The organism is Lactococcus petauri, assembly GCF_023499275.1.
In the GTDB taxonomy this organism is placed as follows: Bacteria; Bacillota; Bacilli; order Lactobacillales; family Streptococcaceae; genus Lactococcus; species Lactococcus petauri.
On record NZ_CP094882.1, the window covers coordinates 2,019,371 to 2,034,320 of the forward strand.

Sequence of the window (14,950 nt, forward strand, 5' to 3'; positions counted from 1 at the left end):
TATGATATAATAAAAGCAAGACTGGAAAGCATATGACACAATCTCTCATCACACGTATCAACTCTTATTACGATAATCTCAGTAAATCTGATCAAGCCATTTCAAATTACTTGATTGAAAATATGGACACAGCTGCCCGCTTGTCCATTCAAGAATTCGCAAAAAATACTAAAGTATCTACTGCAACCATTTCGCGTTTTGCCAAAAAAATCGGTTTTGATTCATTTCAAGATTTAAAGTTAGCTATCCACAGCACCGAAAAATTTAAATCCGACAACTTTTTCAGCGAACTATCGCCAGAAGATAGCTATAAAGATATTCTTGCCAAGAATTTTACAAGTAATATTTCTTCTCTCAATGCAACATTGCAGCTGATAGAGAGCGAAACTTTGGATAAGGTTATGAATATCCTCCTATCCGCCAAAACATGTGGTTTTTTTGGTCTGGGTGGCTCTAATGCCGTTGCTTTAATTGCTTACCATAAATTTTTGCGTATGCCACTGCAAACGGTATATCATCAGGATTTTCATTATCAACAAATGTTGGCTTCTAAACTGACCGAAAAAGACTGTGCTTTTGTTATTTCACATACTGGTAAAAACAAAGATACACTGAAAATCGTTGATATTTTGAAGAGCAATCACGTTCCTGTGATTGCCATTACGTCATTTGCCAACTCAGCCTTGGTGAAAAAAAGCGACTTGGCACTTATTTCAATCGCTGAAGAAATATCTTTTCGACCTGAAGCTGTCGCTTCAACCGTCTCTCAAATTAGTCTTCTAGATGCCATCTTTTTGATGTACGGGATGAAAGCTCAGGATTCAATCGAAGATACTTTGGAAAACATTCGAGAAGTGATCAGCCAAACCCGTTTAAATTAAACTAGAAAGTTAATGATAAAGGAGGACCAAAATGGCATTTACTGAAACAAAAGGACGCTATGCAAGCTATGGAACTGTCTCTAGTATTCCTGGTGAAATCATTGACAGTTTTTGGTTCATCATTGACAATCAGCTAAAAGGCGTTATCCCGCTTGAGCCTCTTATCAATTTTGAATTACTCAACCAAAAAGGACTGCTTTCTGTGAAATTTTCACAGCCGCACAATCCTTTAACCATTACAGTTGATTTCCAATACCCTTTTAATAATTCTTGGCCTCGGCATTTCCATGCTGTTGATAATAATGGTAAAGAAACCATTATCTCTTCACAAGAACGTTAAACAAAAGTCTCCAGATAAAATTCTGGAGACTTTTTAAATTTCATAATAGACGATTTCTGGAGGAACACCAAATCTGATTGGTAAAAAGGTTAAGCCAATACCGGCATTGACAAAAAGTTTTGTATATTTCCCTAATAAGTATAGACCAGAATCATACACCTTTGAGCCATCATTACGTAAGCGCAAATTACCAAGACGAATTTGCCCACCATGACTATGTCCTGCAACGACTAAATCATATTTTTCAGGAAATTCTACTTGCAAAATCGTATCCGGCTCATGAATCATTAAAATCGAAAACTTTCCTTGCTCAGGGACCATACTAAAATTTGGTTGCCCTTCACGTAAATCATCAAGTCCGGTTAATGCTACTGTTCCGGACATGAGTGATTGGTTGGTAAGTACAGTAAAACCCGCTTCCTTTAGAAAAGTTCTTATATAGTTCGCATCCCCTTCATGTGAAAAATCATGATTACCCAAAATCGCAAATTTTCCTAAAGGTGCTTCAAGTTCTGCTAAAATTTCTTTTACCTTATCAACATCATGCGCTTGCGCCCAATCGACTTTATCAAATAAGTCGCCTGTGAACAAGATCAAGTCAGGTTGTGTTTTATTTATGTGTTTTGAAAATTTAAAAAAGCGGCGTGGATGTGTGTGCCAATTAAAATGTGTATCGGTAAAGTGTGCAACTTTCAGCCCGGCTGTGTTTGAAATTTTCACTTGTCGCACACGCATCAAATGCGGTTCAACGAAAATACCATAAGCCAAAAGGCAGAAAAGTAAAATTATAATCCATGTCATTGCTTTATTTTACCATATTCAGATTTTTTATTCTTCATAATGAGATTCACGCTCCTTATTGTATCAAAGCACGTAACAAAAAAACACCCGAAGGTGCCTAGTTATTTCTTAGTTTTCGTCTGAAGCTACGAATGGCAAGAGAGCCATAACACGTGCGCGTTTGATAGCTGTAACCACTTTACGTTGGTTTTTAGCTGAAGTACCAGTTACGCGACGTGGCAAGATTTTACCACGTTCTGAGATAAAACGTTTTAAGAGTTCAGTGTCTTTATAATCAACAACTTCGATTTTGTTAGCTGCGATAAAGTCAACTTTTTTACGGCGTTTGAAGCCACCACGTTTTTGAAAAGCCATAGTGTGTTTCTCCTTATATTATTGTATGATGTTGTTGAGTAGAAAAGTCAATACGGATACCGCTTTTATACTCAACGAATAGGGCTCAGATAGACTGCCTTGTACAGCTGCCTTACTTATTAGAATGGAAGATCATCATCTGAGATTTCCATTGGTGAGCCACCAAATGGATCTGCATCACGACCAAAATCAGGTGTTGAATTTCCTGCTGAGCTGTTAGAGCCAGCAAAAGGACGATTTTGTGATTGTTGTTCCTGTGGTGCAGAATATGAACCAGAGCCACCTTCACGTGCGGCACGACTTTCAAGCATTTGGAAGTTATCAGCCAATACTTCAGTCACGTAAACACGTTGACCTTCTTTGTTTTCATAATTTCGCACTTGAATACTACCTGTTACACCAATCAAGGCACCTTTTTTAGCCCAATTTGCCAAGTTTTCAGCAGATTGGCGCCAGATGACACAGTTAATGAAATCAGCTTCACGTTCGCCTTGCGCGTTTTTAAAACGACGGTTAACAGCAATCGTAAATGTAGCAACCGCAGTATTTTGCGGTGTGTATCGCAGTTCAGGGTCACGCACAACGCGTCCGACCAAAACAACATTATTAATCATGATGCTTCTCCTTTAAATTTGTCCAGCTAAACTAGAATTAAGCTTCTACTTTAGTGATCATGTGACGAAGAATGTCGCCGTTAATCTTAGCAAGACGGTCAAATTCGCTCAAAGCTTCTGAATCAGTAGCAGCTTCAAGAGTTACGATGTGGTAGATACCTTCGCGGAAGTCTTGAATTTCGTAAGCGAGTTTGCGTGTTTCCCAGTCTTTAGACTCAAGATTAGCAGCACCGTTGTCAGTCAAGATACTATCGAAACGTTCAACGAGGGCTTTCTTTGCTTCTTCTTCAATGTTTGGACGAATAATATAAAGAATTTCGTATTTTGTCATTGATTTTTCCTCCTTTTGGACTAATGACACAGGTTGGAGCCTGTGTAAGTTATGAGTTTTTACTCACAAGTATATATTCTATCAAATTTAGCTACTTTTTGCAAGTTGATTTATCTTATTTATACTATTATAAAATAAAAAATAACCCTCTGCCTCTGCAGAAGATTTCTCATCATTTTTTATTATTAAGCGACTACATCAAGCACATTCGCTGGAATGTAGCGGTACTCACCTTCTTTCGATTGATAATAGCCAAGCTTTTTCACGATAAAATGCAACTTGCAACGGCTGTCAAAGCGCTGGTATAAGTGGGAAATTTCCCCTTCCTGGCTACGGGTTACGCATACTATTTTTTCTCCCGCGTAAGTTGGAGATACATATTTTGGGGTAAACGTCATTGAAAACCACCTCCAGATATAATTGAGATGAAAACGCAATCATCTCTTCTTATATTATAACTCTTTTTAATCTCTAAAACAAATGTCTAGATTTTTAATGGCTAGACATTAAAAAATCTGTAATTTTAAACAACAACATGTATAATTATTCAAAACTAACAGGCTCGTCCTTGACATCCCTCTCAAATTAATCTAAAATATTCATAAATACTTAATAAACGATAGAGGTCGCAACCAATAATAAGCTAAGCAGAGCTAGAGCATGCTGAGAAGTTTAGCCCAGGAGCGGTTGCCGAAAGAGAAGTTATGCTCACCGACTTTTCTTGGTTTAGCGGGAAATACCTGTTAAACTGTCGTGGTCTAACTATGACCATGATGCGCTATTCGGATGAAAGATCTTTCTGACGTTTAGCAATCTCTAGGGATTGCTTTTTGTATTAATATTTATAAATTTAGGAGAGAAGTAATGGATAATACTTCAAATAATGAGGCCACGCCATCCACGCAAGTTAAACGTGGCCTTAAACATCGTCACTTAACAATGATTGCCTTAGGAGGAACTATTGGTACCGGGCTATTTGTTGCATCAGGCGCAACGATTTCTCAAGCTGGACCTTTAGGCGCGTTAGTTGCCTATGTCGCCATTGGGCTCATGGTTTTCTTCCTTATGACGTCTTTAGGTGAAATGGCTTCCTATCTTCCAGTATCAGGCTCTTTTGCTTCTTTCGCTGACCGTTATGTAGATAAAGCTTTCGGCTTCGCTATGGGATGGAACTATTGGTTTAACTCAGCAATTACTGTAGCGGTTGAGGCAGCTACAGTTGGTGTTATTATGCAGTTCTGGTTGCCCCATGTGCCCACATGGATATGGTCGACTATTGTGATTGCGCTCATCCTCTTGGTTAACCTCATTTCAGCTAAAGCTTATGGTGAAGCAGAATTTTGGATGGCGACAATTAAAGTCATCGCTGTTATCGCCTTTATCGTGATTGGTCTCGCAACAATTTTTGGAGTTATGAGTTATAAGCCAGATGTGGCACGCAATCTTTCTGCTGGAGGAAATCATGGTTTTGTCGGTGGTATTGGAGGTATGATTGCTGTCTTCATGATTGCAGGCTTCTCTTTCCAAGGTACAGAAATCGTTGGTATCGCAGCCGGCGAGTCAGAAAACCCTGAGAAAAATGTACCCTCAGCGATTAAACAAGTCTTTTGGCGGATTATTATTTTCTATTTCCTCTCAATATTCGTAATCGGTGCCTTGGTTTACTATAAAGACCCAAGTCTTCTCCGTGCAGCAACCCAAAGTGACATTACCGTTTCTCCATTTACCTTGGTATTTGAACGTGCTGGCTTAGCTGCTGCTGCATCCGTTATGAATGCTGTCATCTTAACCTCGGTTATTTCATCTGCCAATTCTTGGTTATATGCTGCTTCTCGCATGCTTTTTGGTATGGCAAAAGAGGGGCATGCACCAAAAATCTTCGCTAAAACAAATACAAGTAACGGCGTACCAATTTATGCAATTTTAGCGACTGTTGCCATCGGTCTTTTGGCCTTCTTAACAAGTATCTTCGGAACTGAGATTTATTTCTATTTGGTCGCTGCTTCCGGTTTGTCTGGTTTCTTGGCTTGGATTGGAATTGCTATCTGTCATTTCCGCTTCCGCCGTGCTTTTATTAAACAAGGTCATAAACTTTCTGAGTTAGGCTACCATGCTAAATGGTTCCCTATTGGGCCAATCATCGCTCTTATTCTTTCAATCATTATCGTTATCGGGCAAATTACTACCGTAACGATGAATGCGCAAAGCATCATTACAACCTACCTTGCTTTACCTCTCTTCTTGATTTTATATTTCTCTTACAAAATCGTGAAGAAAACAAAACTTATTCCGCTTGAAGAAGTTGATTTAAGCCGTGATATTGATTAAAACGACTAAAAAAAAACGCCATAAGGCGTTTTTTTAGTCGTTGATTATCTTCACTTTTTCGCCAAAAAATTCTTTGGCCTTACTTACAAGAACTTCTTCTGCTTCTGGCTCAGATTCCGTATCTTTTGTAACATGCTGCTCCCCTTTTTTAAGGCTTAAGACATACTCTTGACGTACAGACTGCCAATCTTGCTCTGCTAAAGCAATAATCTCAGGAGAAAATCCCAATATTGATGACATTAAATTGCCAAAAGTTAATTGTAGGTTTTCATTTTCCGTAACACGCTTTGCTAAATTACCATGAGGAAAAGTAACTACCACAAAATTGCTTGAGGCTGCCACAGGGGCAGTATTATTGATTAAGGCACGGTCTGAAGGTTTGGTAAAGCTGGAAACAATTTCAGGCCATGCACCAAAAACTGCTTGACGAGCTTCGTTGGTCGCTTCCTTTAAAGCTTTAAAAACCAAATCTTGATTTACAGTGTACTTTTCGGTGACTGTTTTCGTTTTCACTTGCTGCTTAATTTGAACTTCTTGACTGACAGTGGATACCACCGTTTGGTTGCCCGTTTCTGCCAATTTAGCTTTTAGCTCTGCAACTTCTGCTTTTAAAGCCTGAAGCTCATGGCTCAAACTTTCCGGAACTTCCTTATCTTCCGCAGAAGAATAAGCACCTGCATCTACAAGACGCATCGTCATCACATCAGCAGCAATTTTGCTCTGTGTTGTTTCTTTAATAATTTTCAGAGACTCAATCGCAATGTTGATCCATTGGTAAAGACGAGGTCGTGGGATTTCATTATTTTCCCGCAAAAGCAAATCACGGAAATAAGTTAAGAGATCTTCCGTAAAACGCAACATATTTTTACCTTCAAGAAAGATTTTCTCCAAAGCATCAAGTGCAGTTGGTCCATCTGAAGCGATCAATGCTGCAACATAAGAGACAAGCGCTTCATTGGCAATGGAGCCTGTCACTAAAAGAGCATCCTTCTCTGCAAGCTTGCCATCAGAAAAACTTAAGGCCTGATCCAATAAACTCAAGGCATCACGCATTCCTCCCTCGGCAGATTTTGCAATGACATCAAGTGCCGCATCTTCAAACTCAATCTTCTCATCAGCTAAAACTTCTGCTAAGTGCTGACGAATATCATTTGTTGTGATAGCTTTAAAAGCAAATCTTTGCACACGACTAATAATTGTTGCCGGAATTTTTTGAAGCTCAGTTGTTGCTAAAACAAAGACAACATTATCTGTAGGCTCTTCCAAGGTTTTCAGTAAAGCGTTGAATGCTCCCGTTGAAAGCATATGAACCTCATCGATAATATAAACCTTATAAGTTGCGCGACTGGCTGCATAGGTTGATTTATCTCGAATCTCACGGATTTCGTCAACCCCATTATTCGAAGCAGCATCAAGTTCAATCACATCTTCAAGGCTGCCTTGGGTAATAGCTTGACAAATATCACAAGTGTTACAAGGCTCTCCCTCTTTCTGATTAGGGCAGTTAATTGCTTTGGCAAAAATTTTTGCCGCGGAAGTTTTTCCTGTCCCACGTGGACCACTAAAAAGATAAGCGTGGGAAATCTGCCCATTAACGATAGCATTCTTTAAGGTTGTGGCCACCACTTCTTGGCCAACCATCTCATCAAATCTTTGACTACGGTATTTTCTATATAAAGCTTGGTAAGCCATTTTTCATTCCTTCTAATAAAGGTCTGGCTCTGCGCCAAGACCGAGCTCTTCATTGATTCGGAAAAGAACATCACGCGCCAGTATGGACTGATCAATATCGGCAGCGTTATAATTTTTCATTGCCTTGTAAATAGCCCAAACGCGAGCGCGGATGACTGTTGCCTTATCGGCTTCAGCGGCGGAGAAAAATATCTTTCTTTGTTTCTCATCAAATATTTCCCATGCAATAGTCAAATCACAGGCTGGATCGCCAACTATGGAAGCTGTTGTTTCAGCCACTCCCGAAAATTTGTCGGCCATCTTCCACACGGTATCTAAGTTCAAATCCCCATGTAACACGACCGCGGGCTTAGTCCATGGATTTTTAGAAGCTTTATCCCAATACAAGCGCAGACCTTCTACAGGTGCAATTCTTTTCATTTGATCCAACAGTGTCAAAAATTCAGCTTCGATGACCGGCAACATTAAGGCTGGGCTTTCGGCTCCCGTTGCTTCTAATTGGTGCAACTGATACACAAAGTTACCCAAATCTTGAGCAAATGCTTTAGGTTGAGCCAAAGCATTAAAACCTACAGGCTTCACCTCACTGGTACCAAATTTATCTGCTATAAAGTTATTTACTGTTTCCTTCATTGTTTACCTCGCTCAAAAAAATTTCCAATCAGTCATATCTGACAAAATGTGGCAAAATTCTTCAAGATATTTTTGATCGACATCATCATAAAAGGAAGTTTCTGAAGCATCCAAATCTAAAACTCCTTTTAATTCGCCGTCTTTAATAATCGGTACTACAATTTCTGACAGTGCTCGGCTGTCACAAGAAATATAGTTTTTATGTTCTTTAACATTGTCAACAATCAATGTTTGGCGTTTTTCTGCGGCTTCACCACATACTCCAGCGCCTAACTTTATTTCGACACAAGAAACCCCACCTTGAAAAGGGCCTAAAATAAGTTGTTCGCCGTTGTACAAATAAAACCCTGCAAAGACTTGATTAGGCAAGAAGTCATTAAGAAGAGCTGATGCGTTGGAGAGATTTGACAATGTATAGTTTTGTGTTGAAAGTAAACCTTTCAATTGTAGGTTAAGGAGTTCATATCCTTCAATTTTTTCGCTTTTATTCATCTTATAATTATAAACTTAACCCACAATAGAGTCAATACTTGCGATTAAATTATCCCTTATTTTCTTTTTGAAATATCTTTGGCTTTCATTTTCTCTAACTCTTTATTTATCTTGCTTTTTCTTGACTCTTTTCCTCCTTGATACAGCATGATTAAGACAAAGAGTCCAATGAAGGGCATCACAATATCTTTAAAATTAAAACCAAGAGCACCTCTGTATAAGAAAACACCTACAGCGGCCAAGAAAGCAAGGGGAAGTATGGCACCCAGGTACTTATTTTCCCTATAGCCTGCAAATGTCTGAAATGCGATAATAATTCCAATTATTGCTATATCCATTAAATGATTCATCTCATATCTCCCTATGTTTTCTTATAATCTCTTTTGCACTGCTCAGACTCACTTTTTCATCAATAACCATTTGCATAATACTCACTTCAAAGGAATCCTTTTTAGTATCACTCAGAGCAATTTTCTCAATTAAACGGTCTACACGCAACCGCACTGTAGGATAACTCACCCCATAATACCTGGCCAACTCTTTTAAAGAACCCGATGCAAAAATAAATTGTTTGATAAATTCTTGTTCTTCATCTTCCAGATTAAAAAACCAATCCATAATTTCTCCAACCTTAATATTATTTATTAAAGTTTAACATTATTAAAGTCGAAAGACAAACTTTTTCATTTTAATAAATGTAGATTGCTTTTTTTATTTAAAAATTGTCCTCCAGAAGCTTTTGTGTCATAATAAAAATATGACTTTAGAAAAAACCCGTAAAGAAATTGATGCACTAGACGATCAAATTATTGCGCTTTTAGAAAGACGCATGTCCTTGGTTGACGAGGTAATCACAGCTAAGGCAGAAGAAAATAAAAATGTCTACGATGCGGATCGAGAATACTTTATTCTCGAAAAGATAAAAAAAAGGACAGAGAAACTCCAATACGAGCCAGCTATCCACTCTATCTATAAAGAAATTATGAAACGTTCCCGAGAATATCAAGAAAAAAATCGCTTTAAATAGCGATTTTTCCTTTCATACTTGAACGTAATGCCATATATTCTAATTGTGGCAAGTCCAAGAGAACTACCTTGCTACTTTCGATTAAACCAGCCGAGAGTAAGGCATTCAAAAAGCCCTTAATTTCAGTCGTACCTAATTCAAGACATTCTACGAAAATGATATGTTGAGGAGCTTTTAGTTGACCAAGCAATACCTCAAAATCTTCTGGTTGAAGTGCAACTTCTGGGTCTTTGCGATTAACAACCGTCAAATCTTCATTCTCCGACAAGTATTTGGATGCAAAGTCCTCAAACAGGTCACCATCAGCAGCTGCTTCCTGCGGTCCAGATACTGCATAAGCTCCTCTCTCCAACATTGCAAGTTTTGCAACCTGTCCATAGTCTAATTTATCTATAATATTTTTTAAATTTTCTTTTATATCCATATGTATAGTTTAGTCTTTTTAGTATAAAAATTCAAAAAAAGCATCTTAAAGATGCTTATCTCTTTTAGTAAAGTTCCAAATAGTTATCGATTTCCCATTGACTTACAAATTGTGCATAGCTCGCCCATTCGATTTTTTTAGCTTCCACAAAGTTAACCAAAACATGCTCACCTAAGGCAGCTGTTACTACTTCATCTTCACGTAGTGCCTTCACAGCATTGTGTAAAGTCGACGGCAAGTCTGTAATACCATGTGCTTTACGTTCACTTTCGGTCATTACATAAATATTCGCTTCAACAGCTTCTGGTGCGGCGATTTTATTTTCAATCCCATCAAGACCAGAGGCAAGGAGAACAGCCATTGTCAAGTAAGGATTGGCTGATGGATCTACTGAACGAAGCTCGACACGTGTAGACATACCACGGGATGCTGGTACGCGAATTAGCGGTGAGCGGTTACGACCAGCCCAGGCAATGTAAACTGGTGCTTCATATCCGGGCACTAAACGTTTGTAGCTATTAACTGTTGGGTTAGTGATGGCTGTATAGTTATAAGCGTGCTTGAGCAAACCGCCAATAAAGTAGTTTGCAGCTTCCGAAAGTCCCATATCACCTGCTTCATCATAGAAAGCATTTTGCCCATCTTCTGTGAAGAGCGACATGTTGCAGTGCATACCAGATCCATTAATACCAAACTTAGGTTTGGCCATAAAGGTTGCGTGTAAACCATGTTTACGTGCGATTGTTTTTACCACAAGTTTAAAGATTTGAATATTGTCACAAGCTTTCAATGCATCGGCATACTTGAAGTCAATCTCGTGTTGCCCAACAGCTACTTCATGGTGGCTTGCTTCTACTTCAAAACCAAGGTCAGTAAGGACATTTACGATTTCGCGACGTGTATTTCCTGCCAAGTCGGTCGGTGCGAGATCAAAATATCCACCTTTATCGTTTACTTCCAGTGTTGGTTCTTGATTTTCATCAAGCTTGAAGAGGAAAAATTCAGGTTCTGGACCAAGATTGAATTTTTTAAAGCCTAATTTTTCCATATTTTTAAGATTACGTTTCAATACGCCACGTGGATCTCCTGGGAAAGGTTGTCCTTCTGCTGTATAAACATCACAGATAACGCCAGCTACTTTTCCGTACTCATCTCCCCAAGGGAAGATAATCCATGTGTCCCAATCTGGATAGAGGTACATATCTGATTCATTGATGCGGACAAAGCCTTCAATTGAACTGCCATCAAACATCATCTTGTTGTCAAAAAGTTTGTCTAACTGTTCATCAGTTGCTGGAACTTCTACGTTTTTAAGTGTTCCTAAAATATCGGTAAACATTAGACGTAGAAACTTAATATTTTTTTCTTTGACATCACGACGGATGTTTGCTGCTGTGATTCCCATAATACGGCTCCTTTTAAGAATAAACGATGCTTCAATTTCTTTGATGTAAGTTTTTCTTACATACGCGGCTGGTTAAAATGAGTTGATGTTGGATGTCCGAAGCGTCCTTGCTGTGCAAATTCACGTTCTAAAGCAAGATGTACTTCGCTGATAGAGAGATTTTTCATAGCTTTTTTCTGTCTTTGAGCATAGATACGCTTAATATCAGCGATATTATTGCCTTCCGACAGTAAATCAGCAATATCAAAAACAATCTCAATATCATTAAGAGAGTACATCCGACGGTTACCTTCGTTACGCTCTGGAAAAAGTAAACCTTGTTCCTCATAATAGCGAATTTGTCTTGCACTCAATCCTGTTAGTTTCATAACAGTACCAATAGGTAGCACTGCTAGGGAGTGTCTCAATTCACGTTCTTTCACCCGTCATCTCCTCAACTTCAACTCTATGGCCATATTATAAACCTAGTTTTATCTCTTGTCAAAGGTTTATGTCATATCATATAACATCAATTGCCATTATTTTCTAAAATATTTAAACAACCCTCTTTTACCAAGCGGTAAGTTTCCTCAAAATCTCCCGTATACCAAGGATCTGGGACTGATTTATTCAAAAGCATTTTTATTTTATATTTTTGATCTGCAGGAGCCATTTTCTCTAAATTTTCTTTATTAGATTTATCCATTGCAATAATTTGATCAAAATATTGGAAATCTTCCCGTGAGATCTGTTGGCTCCCTTTGGTAGCATCAAATGGGATGCCATACGTAGTTAAAAGAGAACGTGTTCCTGGATGGATGGGATTCCCGTGTTCCCAGCTAGATGTGGCTCTACTTTCCACCTCGAAATTTTTCCCCTCTTTTTCAACTAAGTCCTTCATAACAAACTCAGCCATGGGACTTCGACAAATATTACCTAAGCAGACAAATACTATTTTTTCCATATCTTCATTATAGCACAGCTATGGGCATAAAAAATATCATATAAAGGAAATTTATTTAAGTAAAACATATAAAAAATACTCCATATGGAGTATTTTTTATTTCTCTTGATAAGGATAACCCAAATGTTCATAGGCTTTGGGTGTCGCTTTACGCCCTTGCTTAGTTCTCATGATAAACCCTTTTTGAATCAGATAAGGCTCATACATATCTTCAACAGTCTCTTGGTCTTCTGCTATATTAACCGCTAGCGTTCCTAAACCTACAGGACCTCCATTATACATTTCGATCATTGTGCGTAAGATTTTTTGGTCAATATAATCAAGTCCCGCATTATCCACATCTAAAATCTGAAGTGCTTTATCTGTGATTTCTTTATCTACGCGACCGTCACCCATAATTTGTGCAAAATCTCGAACGCGCTTCAGCAGGCGATTTGCGATACGTGGTGTACCTCGGCTTCGCAATGCAATCTCAAGCGCACCTTGGTCCACAATCTCCACTTCAAATATATCCGCTGTCCGTTTGACAATTTCCTCCAAGTCACGTTCAGTGTAATATTCCATATGAGCTGAAATTCCAAAACGCGCACGCAGAGGATTGGAAAGCATCCCAGCTCGCGTTGTTGCCCCCACTAATGTAAAAGGCGGCAAATCCAAATGAACTGAGCGACTGCCATCGCCAGATCCGAGCATGATATCAATATAGAAGTCTTCCATGGCAGAGTAAAGAACTTCTTCTACTTGCATAGGCATACGGTGGATTTCATCAATAAAAAGGACATCTCCTGGCTCAAGTTCGTTTAAGATAGCGACCAAGTCACCTGGTTTTTCAATTGCTGGTCCCGATGTTTGTTTGATATTCACCCCCAGCTCATTCGAAATAACAAAGGCCATGGTTGTTTTACCTAATCCGGGAGGGCCAAAAAGAAGCACGTGATCCAGTACTTCTTCACGTAGTCTTGCTGCTTTGATAAATATTTCAAGTTGTTCTTTAACCTTGTCTTGACCGATGTATTGATTGAAAAATTGAGGCCTTAAAGACTTCTCAACCATCATTTCATCTTCAAGTGGTGTTGGTGATAAGTTTTCGTTCATTGTTTTTATTATAACAAAAATCCGTATTGTACGGATTTTATTTCATCATTAATTTAAGGGCGGCTTTGATATACTCTTCACTGGTCAATCCAGATTCAACTTCAAGTTTCTTCTGAATTTTCTTAAGCTCGGTTGCTTTATAGCCTAGGGCTTGCAAAGCTTCAATCGCTTCAATAAGAGCTAGATTTTCATTTTTAGCCGTAGTTTTGACTATTTCAGCTGAAGTCGTAGCATCAAACTTACCAGCTAAATCCAGAACCATCTGCATCGCTGTCTTTTTACCGACACCTGGAAATTTCGTCAAATACTTGATATCGCTGTTGTCGATCGCATGAACAAGACCCACATTATCATCTGCAGCGATGATTGCTAAGGCAGATTTTGGTCCAATGCCTGATACACTAATCAAACGTAAAAACAAAGCTTTCTCTGCATCATCCATAAAGCCATATAAACTATGTGCATCTTCCCGAATCACTTGGTGCACATATATTTTAATCTCTTGGTTCATCATATGCGACCAAGCATAAGGATTTGCTACATTGATGAGATAGCCAATACTTGCGACATCAACAACGATATATGTTGGTGTAATTTTAACTAACTTGCCTTGGAAGTATTCGTACATTAGTCCTCATCACCTTCTGTGTTAATAAAGTCTTGGATAATAAAACGTGGGCGTGCTTTAACTTCGAGGAAGATCTTACCAATATACTCACCAATAATCCCAAGAGCCAAGAGTTGAATTCCACCCAGACCAATAATAGCAACCATGATTGAGGCCCAACCAGTCGTTGGAAAGCCTCCGATGAAATGACGCGCTACAACATAAATTCCAGCTACAAAAGCAAGAAGGAACATTGTCAATCCAGTCCAGAAAATAAAGCGCATCGGTGTTGCTGAAGTTGAAGTAATACCATCAATCGCAAAACTCACCATCTTTTTGAGAGGGTACTTACTTTCCCCTGCAAAACGTTCCCCACGTTTATAGTAAACATTTGTTGATTTATATCCCACAAGAGGGACCATGCCACGTAAAAAGAGGTTTACTTCCTCATACTCAGCTAAACCATTTAAGGCGCGACTGCTCATCAGGCGAAAGTCTGCCGAATTGGGCACAGATTCACTGCCTAGTTTCTTCATCAAGCCATAAAAAGCCATAGCTGTACGACGTTTAAATGCCGTATCTGTGTCACGATTATCACGTACGCCATAAACTACTTCGTAACCTTTTTCGTACTCTTCAAGCATCGCATCAATCGCATTGATATCGTCCTGTAAGTCCGCATCCATTGAAATAACGGCATCTGCTAAGTCTTTAACTTGCATCAAACCTGCCAAGAGCGCATTTTGATGCCCTCTGTTGCGTGAGAGATTGATACCACTAAACATCGGATTGGCCGCATGTTTTTCTTGAATTTTTTCCCAGGTACTGTCTCGCGAACCATCATTAACATAAACAACACGGCTTTTTTCATCAATCTTGCCAGCTTGCTTCAAAGCTGCATATTTCTCTTCAAGGCGGCGTGATGTTTCATCAAGTACCAATTCTTCGTTGTAACAAGGGACTACCATGTATAAAGTTGTCAT

Annotated in this window: 21 protein-coding genes and 1 riboswitch; of the genes, 4 read left to right on the forward strand and 17 right to left on the reverse strand. The window is 38.9% G+C overall.

Features of this window, described 5'->3' with window-relative positions; all coding sequences use genetic code 11:
- The first annotated feature begins 32 nt into the window (after positions 1 to 32).
- Positions 33 to 881 (forward strand): MurR/RpiR family transcriptional regulator, encoded by an 849-nt coding sequence (locus lgb_RS09770; protein WP_019291952.1) that lies wholly within the window; start codon positions 33 to 35, stop codon positions 879 to 881.
- Positions 882 to 912: 31 nt separating this feature from the next.
- Complete coding sequence (locus lgb_RS09775) at positions 913 to 1,221, forward strand: DUF960 domain-containing protein (RefSeq protein WP_019291953.1); 309 nt, start codon at positions 913 to 915, stop codon at positions 1,219 to 1,221.
- 33 nt (positions 1,222 to 1,254) lie between these two features.
- Here lgb_RS09775 and lgb_RS09780 read toward each other — a convergent pair whose 3' ends face one another.
- The 5 genes from lgb_RS09780 to lgb_RS09800 form a co-directional block, all read right to left on the reverse strand.
- Positions 1,255 to 2,022 (reverse strand): metallophosphoesterase, encoded by a 768-nt coding sequence (locus lgb_RS09780; RefSeq protein WP_019293314.1) that lies wholly within the window; start codon positions 2,020 to 2,022, stop codon positions 1,255 to 1,257.
- 108 nt (positions 2,023 to 2,130) lie between these two features.
- Entirely contained in the window at positions 2,131 to 2,376 is a 246-nt protein-coding gene (gene rpsR / locus lgb_RS09785) for a 30S ribosomal protein S18 (RefSeq protein WP_003133134.1), read from the reverse strand.
- Positions 2,377 to 2,495: 119 nt separating this feature from the next.
- A complete protein-coding gene (gene ssb / locus lgb_RS09790; protein ID WP_019293315.1) occupies positions 2,496 to 2,990 on the reverse strand; it encodes a single-stranded DNA-binding protein in 495 nt (164 codons plus the stop codon).
- Positions 2,991 to 3,027: 37 nt separating this feature from the next.
- Positions 3,028 to 3,321 carry a 30S ribosomal protein S6 gene (rpsF, locus tag lgb_RS09795; RefSeq protein WP_003133129.1) on the reverse strand — a complete coding sequence of 98 codons (294 nt, stop codon included), beginning with the start codon at positions 3,319 to 3,321 and terminating at the stop codon, positions 3,028 to 3,030.
- Between the two features lie 185 nt (positions 3,322 to 3,506).
- Entirely contained in the window at positions 3,507 to 3,719 is a 213-nt protein-coding gene (locus tag lgb_RS09800; protein ID WP_019291955.1) for a hypothetical protein, read from the reverse strand.
- A 214-nt stretch (positions 3,720 to 3,933) separates the two neighbouring features.
- Positions 3,934 to 4,110: riboswitch (Lysine riboswitch) on the forward strand.
- 75 nt (positions 4,111 to 4,185) lie between these two features.
- Here lgb_RS09800 and lgb_RS09805 point away from each other — a divergent pair.
- Positions 4,186 to 5,649 (forward strand): amino acid permease, encoded by a 1,464-nt coding sequence (locus lgb_RS09805; protein WP_019291956.1) that lies wholly within the window; start codon positions 4,186 to 4,188, stop codon positions 5,647 to 5,649.
- 33 nt (positions 5,650 to 5,682) lie between these two features.
- Here lgb_RS09805 and dnaX read toward each other — a convergent pair whose 3' ends face one another.
- The 5 genes from dnaX to lgb_RS09830 are packed head-to-tail and all read right to left on the reverse strand — an operon-like array spanning position 5,683 to position 9,084.
- Complete coding sequence (gene dnaX / locus lgb_RS09810) at positions 5,683 to 7,341, reverse strand: DNA polymerase III subunit gamma/tau (RefSeq protein WP_019293316.1); 1,659 nt, start codon at positions 7,339 to 7,341, stop codon at positions 5,683 to 5,685.
- Between the two features lie 12 nt (positions 7,342 to 7,353).
- Complete coding sequence (locus lgb_RS09815; protein ID WP_003133126.1) at positions 7,354 to 7,974, reverse strand: protein kinase family protein; 621 nt, start codon at positions 7,972 to 7,974, stop codon at positions 7,354 to 7,356.
- Positions 7,975 to 7,986: 12 nt separating this feature from the next.
- Positions 7,987 to 8,466, reverse strand: a complete 480-nt coding sequence (locus lgb_RS09820; protein ID WP_003133125.1) for a GAF domain-containing protein — start codon at positions 8,464 to 8,466, stop codon at positions 7,987 to 7,989.
- A 56-nt stretch (positions 8,467 to 8,522) separates the two neighbouring features.
- Entirely contained in the window at positions 8,523 to 8,816 is a 294-nt protein-coding gene (locus tag lgb_RS09825) for a hypothetical protein (RefSeq protein ID WP_019293317.1), read from the reverse strand.
- A 1-nt stretch (position 8,817) separates the two neighbouring features.
- Positions 8,818 to 9,084: a DUF2089 family protein gene (locus tag lgb_RS09830; protein ID WP_019293318.1), complete on the reverse strand. Its 267-nt coding sequence runs from the start codon at positions 9,082 to 9,084 to the stop codon at positions 8,818 to 8,820.
- Positions 9,085 to 9,223: 139 nt separating this feature from the next.
- Here lgb_RS09830 and lgb_RS09835 point away from each other — a divergent pair, with 139 nt between their 5' ends.
- Positions 9,224 to 9,493, forward strand: coding sequence for a chorismate mutase (locus tag lgb_RS09835; RefSeq protein WP_019293319.1), 270 nt, complete (start codon positions 9,224 to 9,226; stop codon positions 9,491 to 9,493).
- On the opposite strand, the gene lgb_RS09840 is transcribed toward lgb_RS09835, so the two are convergent.
- The 7 genes from lgb_RS09840 to lgb_RS09870 form a co-directional block, all read right to left on the reverse strand.
- On the reverse strand, positions 9,486 to 9,917 hold the full coding sequence (locus tag lgb_RS09840; RefSeq protein ID WP_019293320.1) for a hypothetical protein: 432 nt from the start codon (positions 9,915 to 9,917) through the stop codon (positions 9,486 to 9,488). The genes lgb_RS09835 and lgb_RS09840 overlap by 8 nt on opposite strands.
- A 64-nt stretch (positions 9,918 to 9,981) precedes the next feature.
- The gene (gene glnA, locus lgb_RS09845; RefSeq protein WP_019291962.1) at positions 9,982 to 11,322 is read right to left on the reverse strand and encodes a type I glutamate--ammonia ligase; all 1,341 of its coding nucleotides are present in this window, start codon (positions 11,320 to 11,322) and stop codon (positions 9,982 to 9,984) included.
- Between the two features lie 56 nt (positions 11,323 to 11,378).
- Positions 11,379 to 11,744, reverse strand: coding sequence for a MerR family transcriptional regulator (locus tag lgb_RS09850; protein WP_003133119.1), 366 nt, complete (start codon positions 11,742 to 11,744; stop codon positions 11,379 to 11,381).
- Between the two features lie 86 nt (positions 11,745 to 11,830).
- A complete protein-coding gene (locus lgb_RS09855; protein ID WP_019293321.1) occupies positions 11,831 to 12,265 on the reverse strand; it encodes a low molecular weight protein-tyrosine-phosphatase in 435 nt (144 codons plus the stop codon).
- A 96-nt stretch (positions 12,266 to 12,361) separates the two neighbouring features.
- A complete protein-coding gene (gene ruvB / locus lgb_RS09860) occupies positions 12,362 to 13,360 on the reverse strand; it encodes a Holliday junction branch migration DNA helicase RuvB (protein ID WP_019291964.1) in 999 nt (332 codons plus the stop codon).
- Positions 13,361 to 13,397: 37 nt separating this feature from the next.
- The gene (gene ruvA / locus lgb_RS09865) at positions 13,398 to 13,988 is read right to left on the reverse strand and encodes a Holliday junction branch migration protein RuvA (RefSeq protein WP_019291965.1); all 591 of its coding nucleotides are present in this window, start codon (positions 13,986 to 13,988) and stop codon (positions 13,398 to 13,400) included.
- Positions 13,988 to 14,950, reverse strand: coding sequence for a glycosyltransferase (locus lgb_RS09870; protein ID WP_019291966.1), 963 nt, complete (start codon positions 14,948 to 14,950; stop codon positions 13,988 to 13,990). Before lgb_RS09870 ends, ruvA begins: the two co-directional genes overlap by 1 nt.

Excerpts from the sequence above, each read along its gene's own strand:
- lgb_RS09770 (WP_019291952.1), top strand. The coding sequence starts at position 33 with ATGACACAATCTCTCATCACACGTATCAACTCTTATTACGATAATCTC.
- lgb_RS09775 (WP_019291953.1), top strand. The coding sequence starts at position 913 with ATGGCATTTACTGAAACAAAAGGACGCTATGCAAGCTATGGAACTGTC.
- lgb_RS09780 (WP_019293314.1), bottom strand. The coding sequence starts at position 2,022 with ATGACATGGATTATAATTTTACTTTTCTGCCTTTTGGCTTATGGTATT.
- rpsR (WP_003133134.1), bottom strand. The coding sequence starts at position 2,376 with ATGGCTTTTCAAAAACGTGGTGGCTTCAAACGCCGTAAAAAAGTTGAC.
- ssb (WP_019293315.1), bottom strand. The coding sequence starts at position 2,990 with ATGATTAATAATGTTGTTTTGGTCGGACGCGTTGTGCGTGACCCTGAA.
- rpsF (WP_003133129.1), bottom strand. The coding sequence starts at position 3,321 with ATGACAAAATACGAAATTCTTTATATTATTCGTCCAAACATTGAAGAA.
- lgb_RS09800 (WP_019291955.1), bottom strand. The coding sequence starts at position 3,719 with ATGACGTTTACCCCAAAATATGTATCTCCAACTTACGCGGGAGAAAAA.
- lgb_RS09805 (WP_019291956.1), top strand. The coding sequence starts at position 4,186 with ATGGATAATACTTCAAATAATGAGGCCACGCCATCCACGCAAGTTAAA.
- dnaX (WP_019293316.1), bottom strand. The coding sequence starts at position 7,341 with ATGGCTTACCAAGCTTTATATAGAAAATACCGTAGTCAAAGATTTGAT.
- lgb_RS09815 (WP_003133126.1), bottom strand. The coding sequence starts at position 7,974 with ATGAAGGAAACAGTAAATAACTTTATAGCAGATAAATTTGGTACCAGT.
- lgb_RS09820 (WP_003133125.1), bottom strand. The coding sequence starts at position 8,466 with ATGAATAAAAGCGAAAAAATTGAAGGATATGAACTCCTTAACCTACAA.
- lgb_RS09825 (WP_019293317.1), bottom strand. The coding sequence starts at position 8,816 with ATGAATCATTTAATGGATATAGCAATAATTGGAATTATTATCGCATTT.
- lgb_RS09830 (WP_019293318.1), bottom strand. The coding sequence starts at position 9,084 with ATGGATTGGTTTTTTAATCTGGAAGATGAAGAACAAGAATTTATCAAA.
- lgb_RS09835 (WP_019293319.1), top strand. The coding sequence starts at position 9,224 with ATGACTTTAGAAAAAACCCGTAAAGAAATTGATGCACTAGACGATCAA.
- lgb_RS09840 (WP_019293320.1), bottom strand. The coding sequence starts at position 9,917 with ATGGATATAAAAGAAAATTTAAAAAATATTATAGATAAATTAGACTAT.
- glnA (WP_019291962.1), bottom strand. The coding sequence starts at position 11,322 with ATGGGAATCACAGCAGCAAACATCCGTCGTGATGTCAAAGAAAAAAAT.
- lgb_RS09855 (WP_019293321.1), bottom strand. The coding sequence starts at position 12,265 with ATGGAAAAAATAGTATTTGTCTGCTTAGGTAATATTTGTCGAAGTCCC.
- ruvB (WP_019291964.1), bottom strand. The coding sequence starts at position 13,360 with ATGAACGAAAACTTATCACCAACACCACTTGAAGATGAAATGATGGTT.
- ruvA (WP_019291965.1), bottom strand. The coding sequence starts at position 13,988 with ATGTACGAATACTTCCAAGGCAAGTTAGTTAAAATTACACCAACATAT.
- lgb_RS09870 (WP_019291966.1), bottom strand. The coding sequence starts at position 14,950 with ATGACAACTTTATACATGGTAGTCCCTTGTTACAACGAAGAATTGGTA.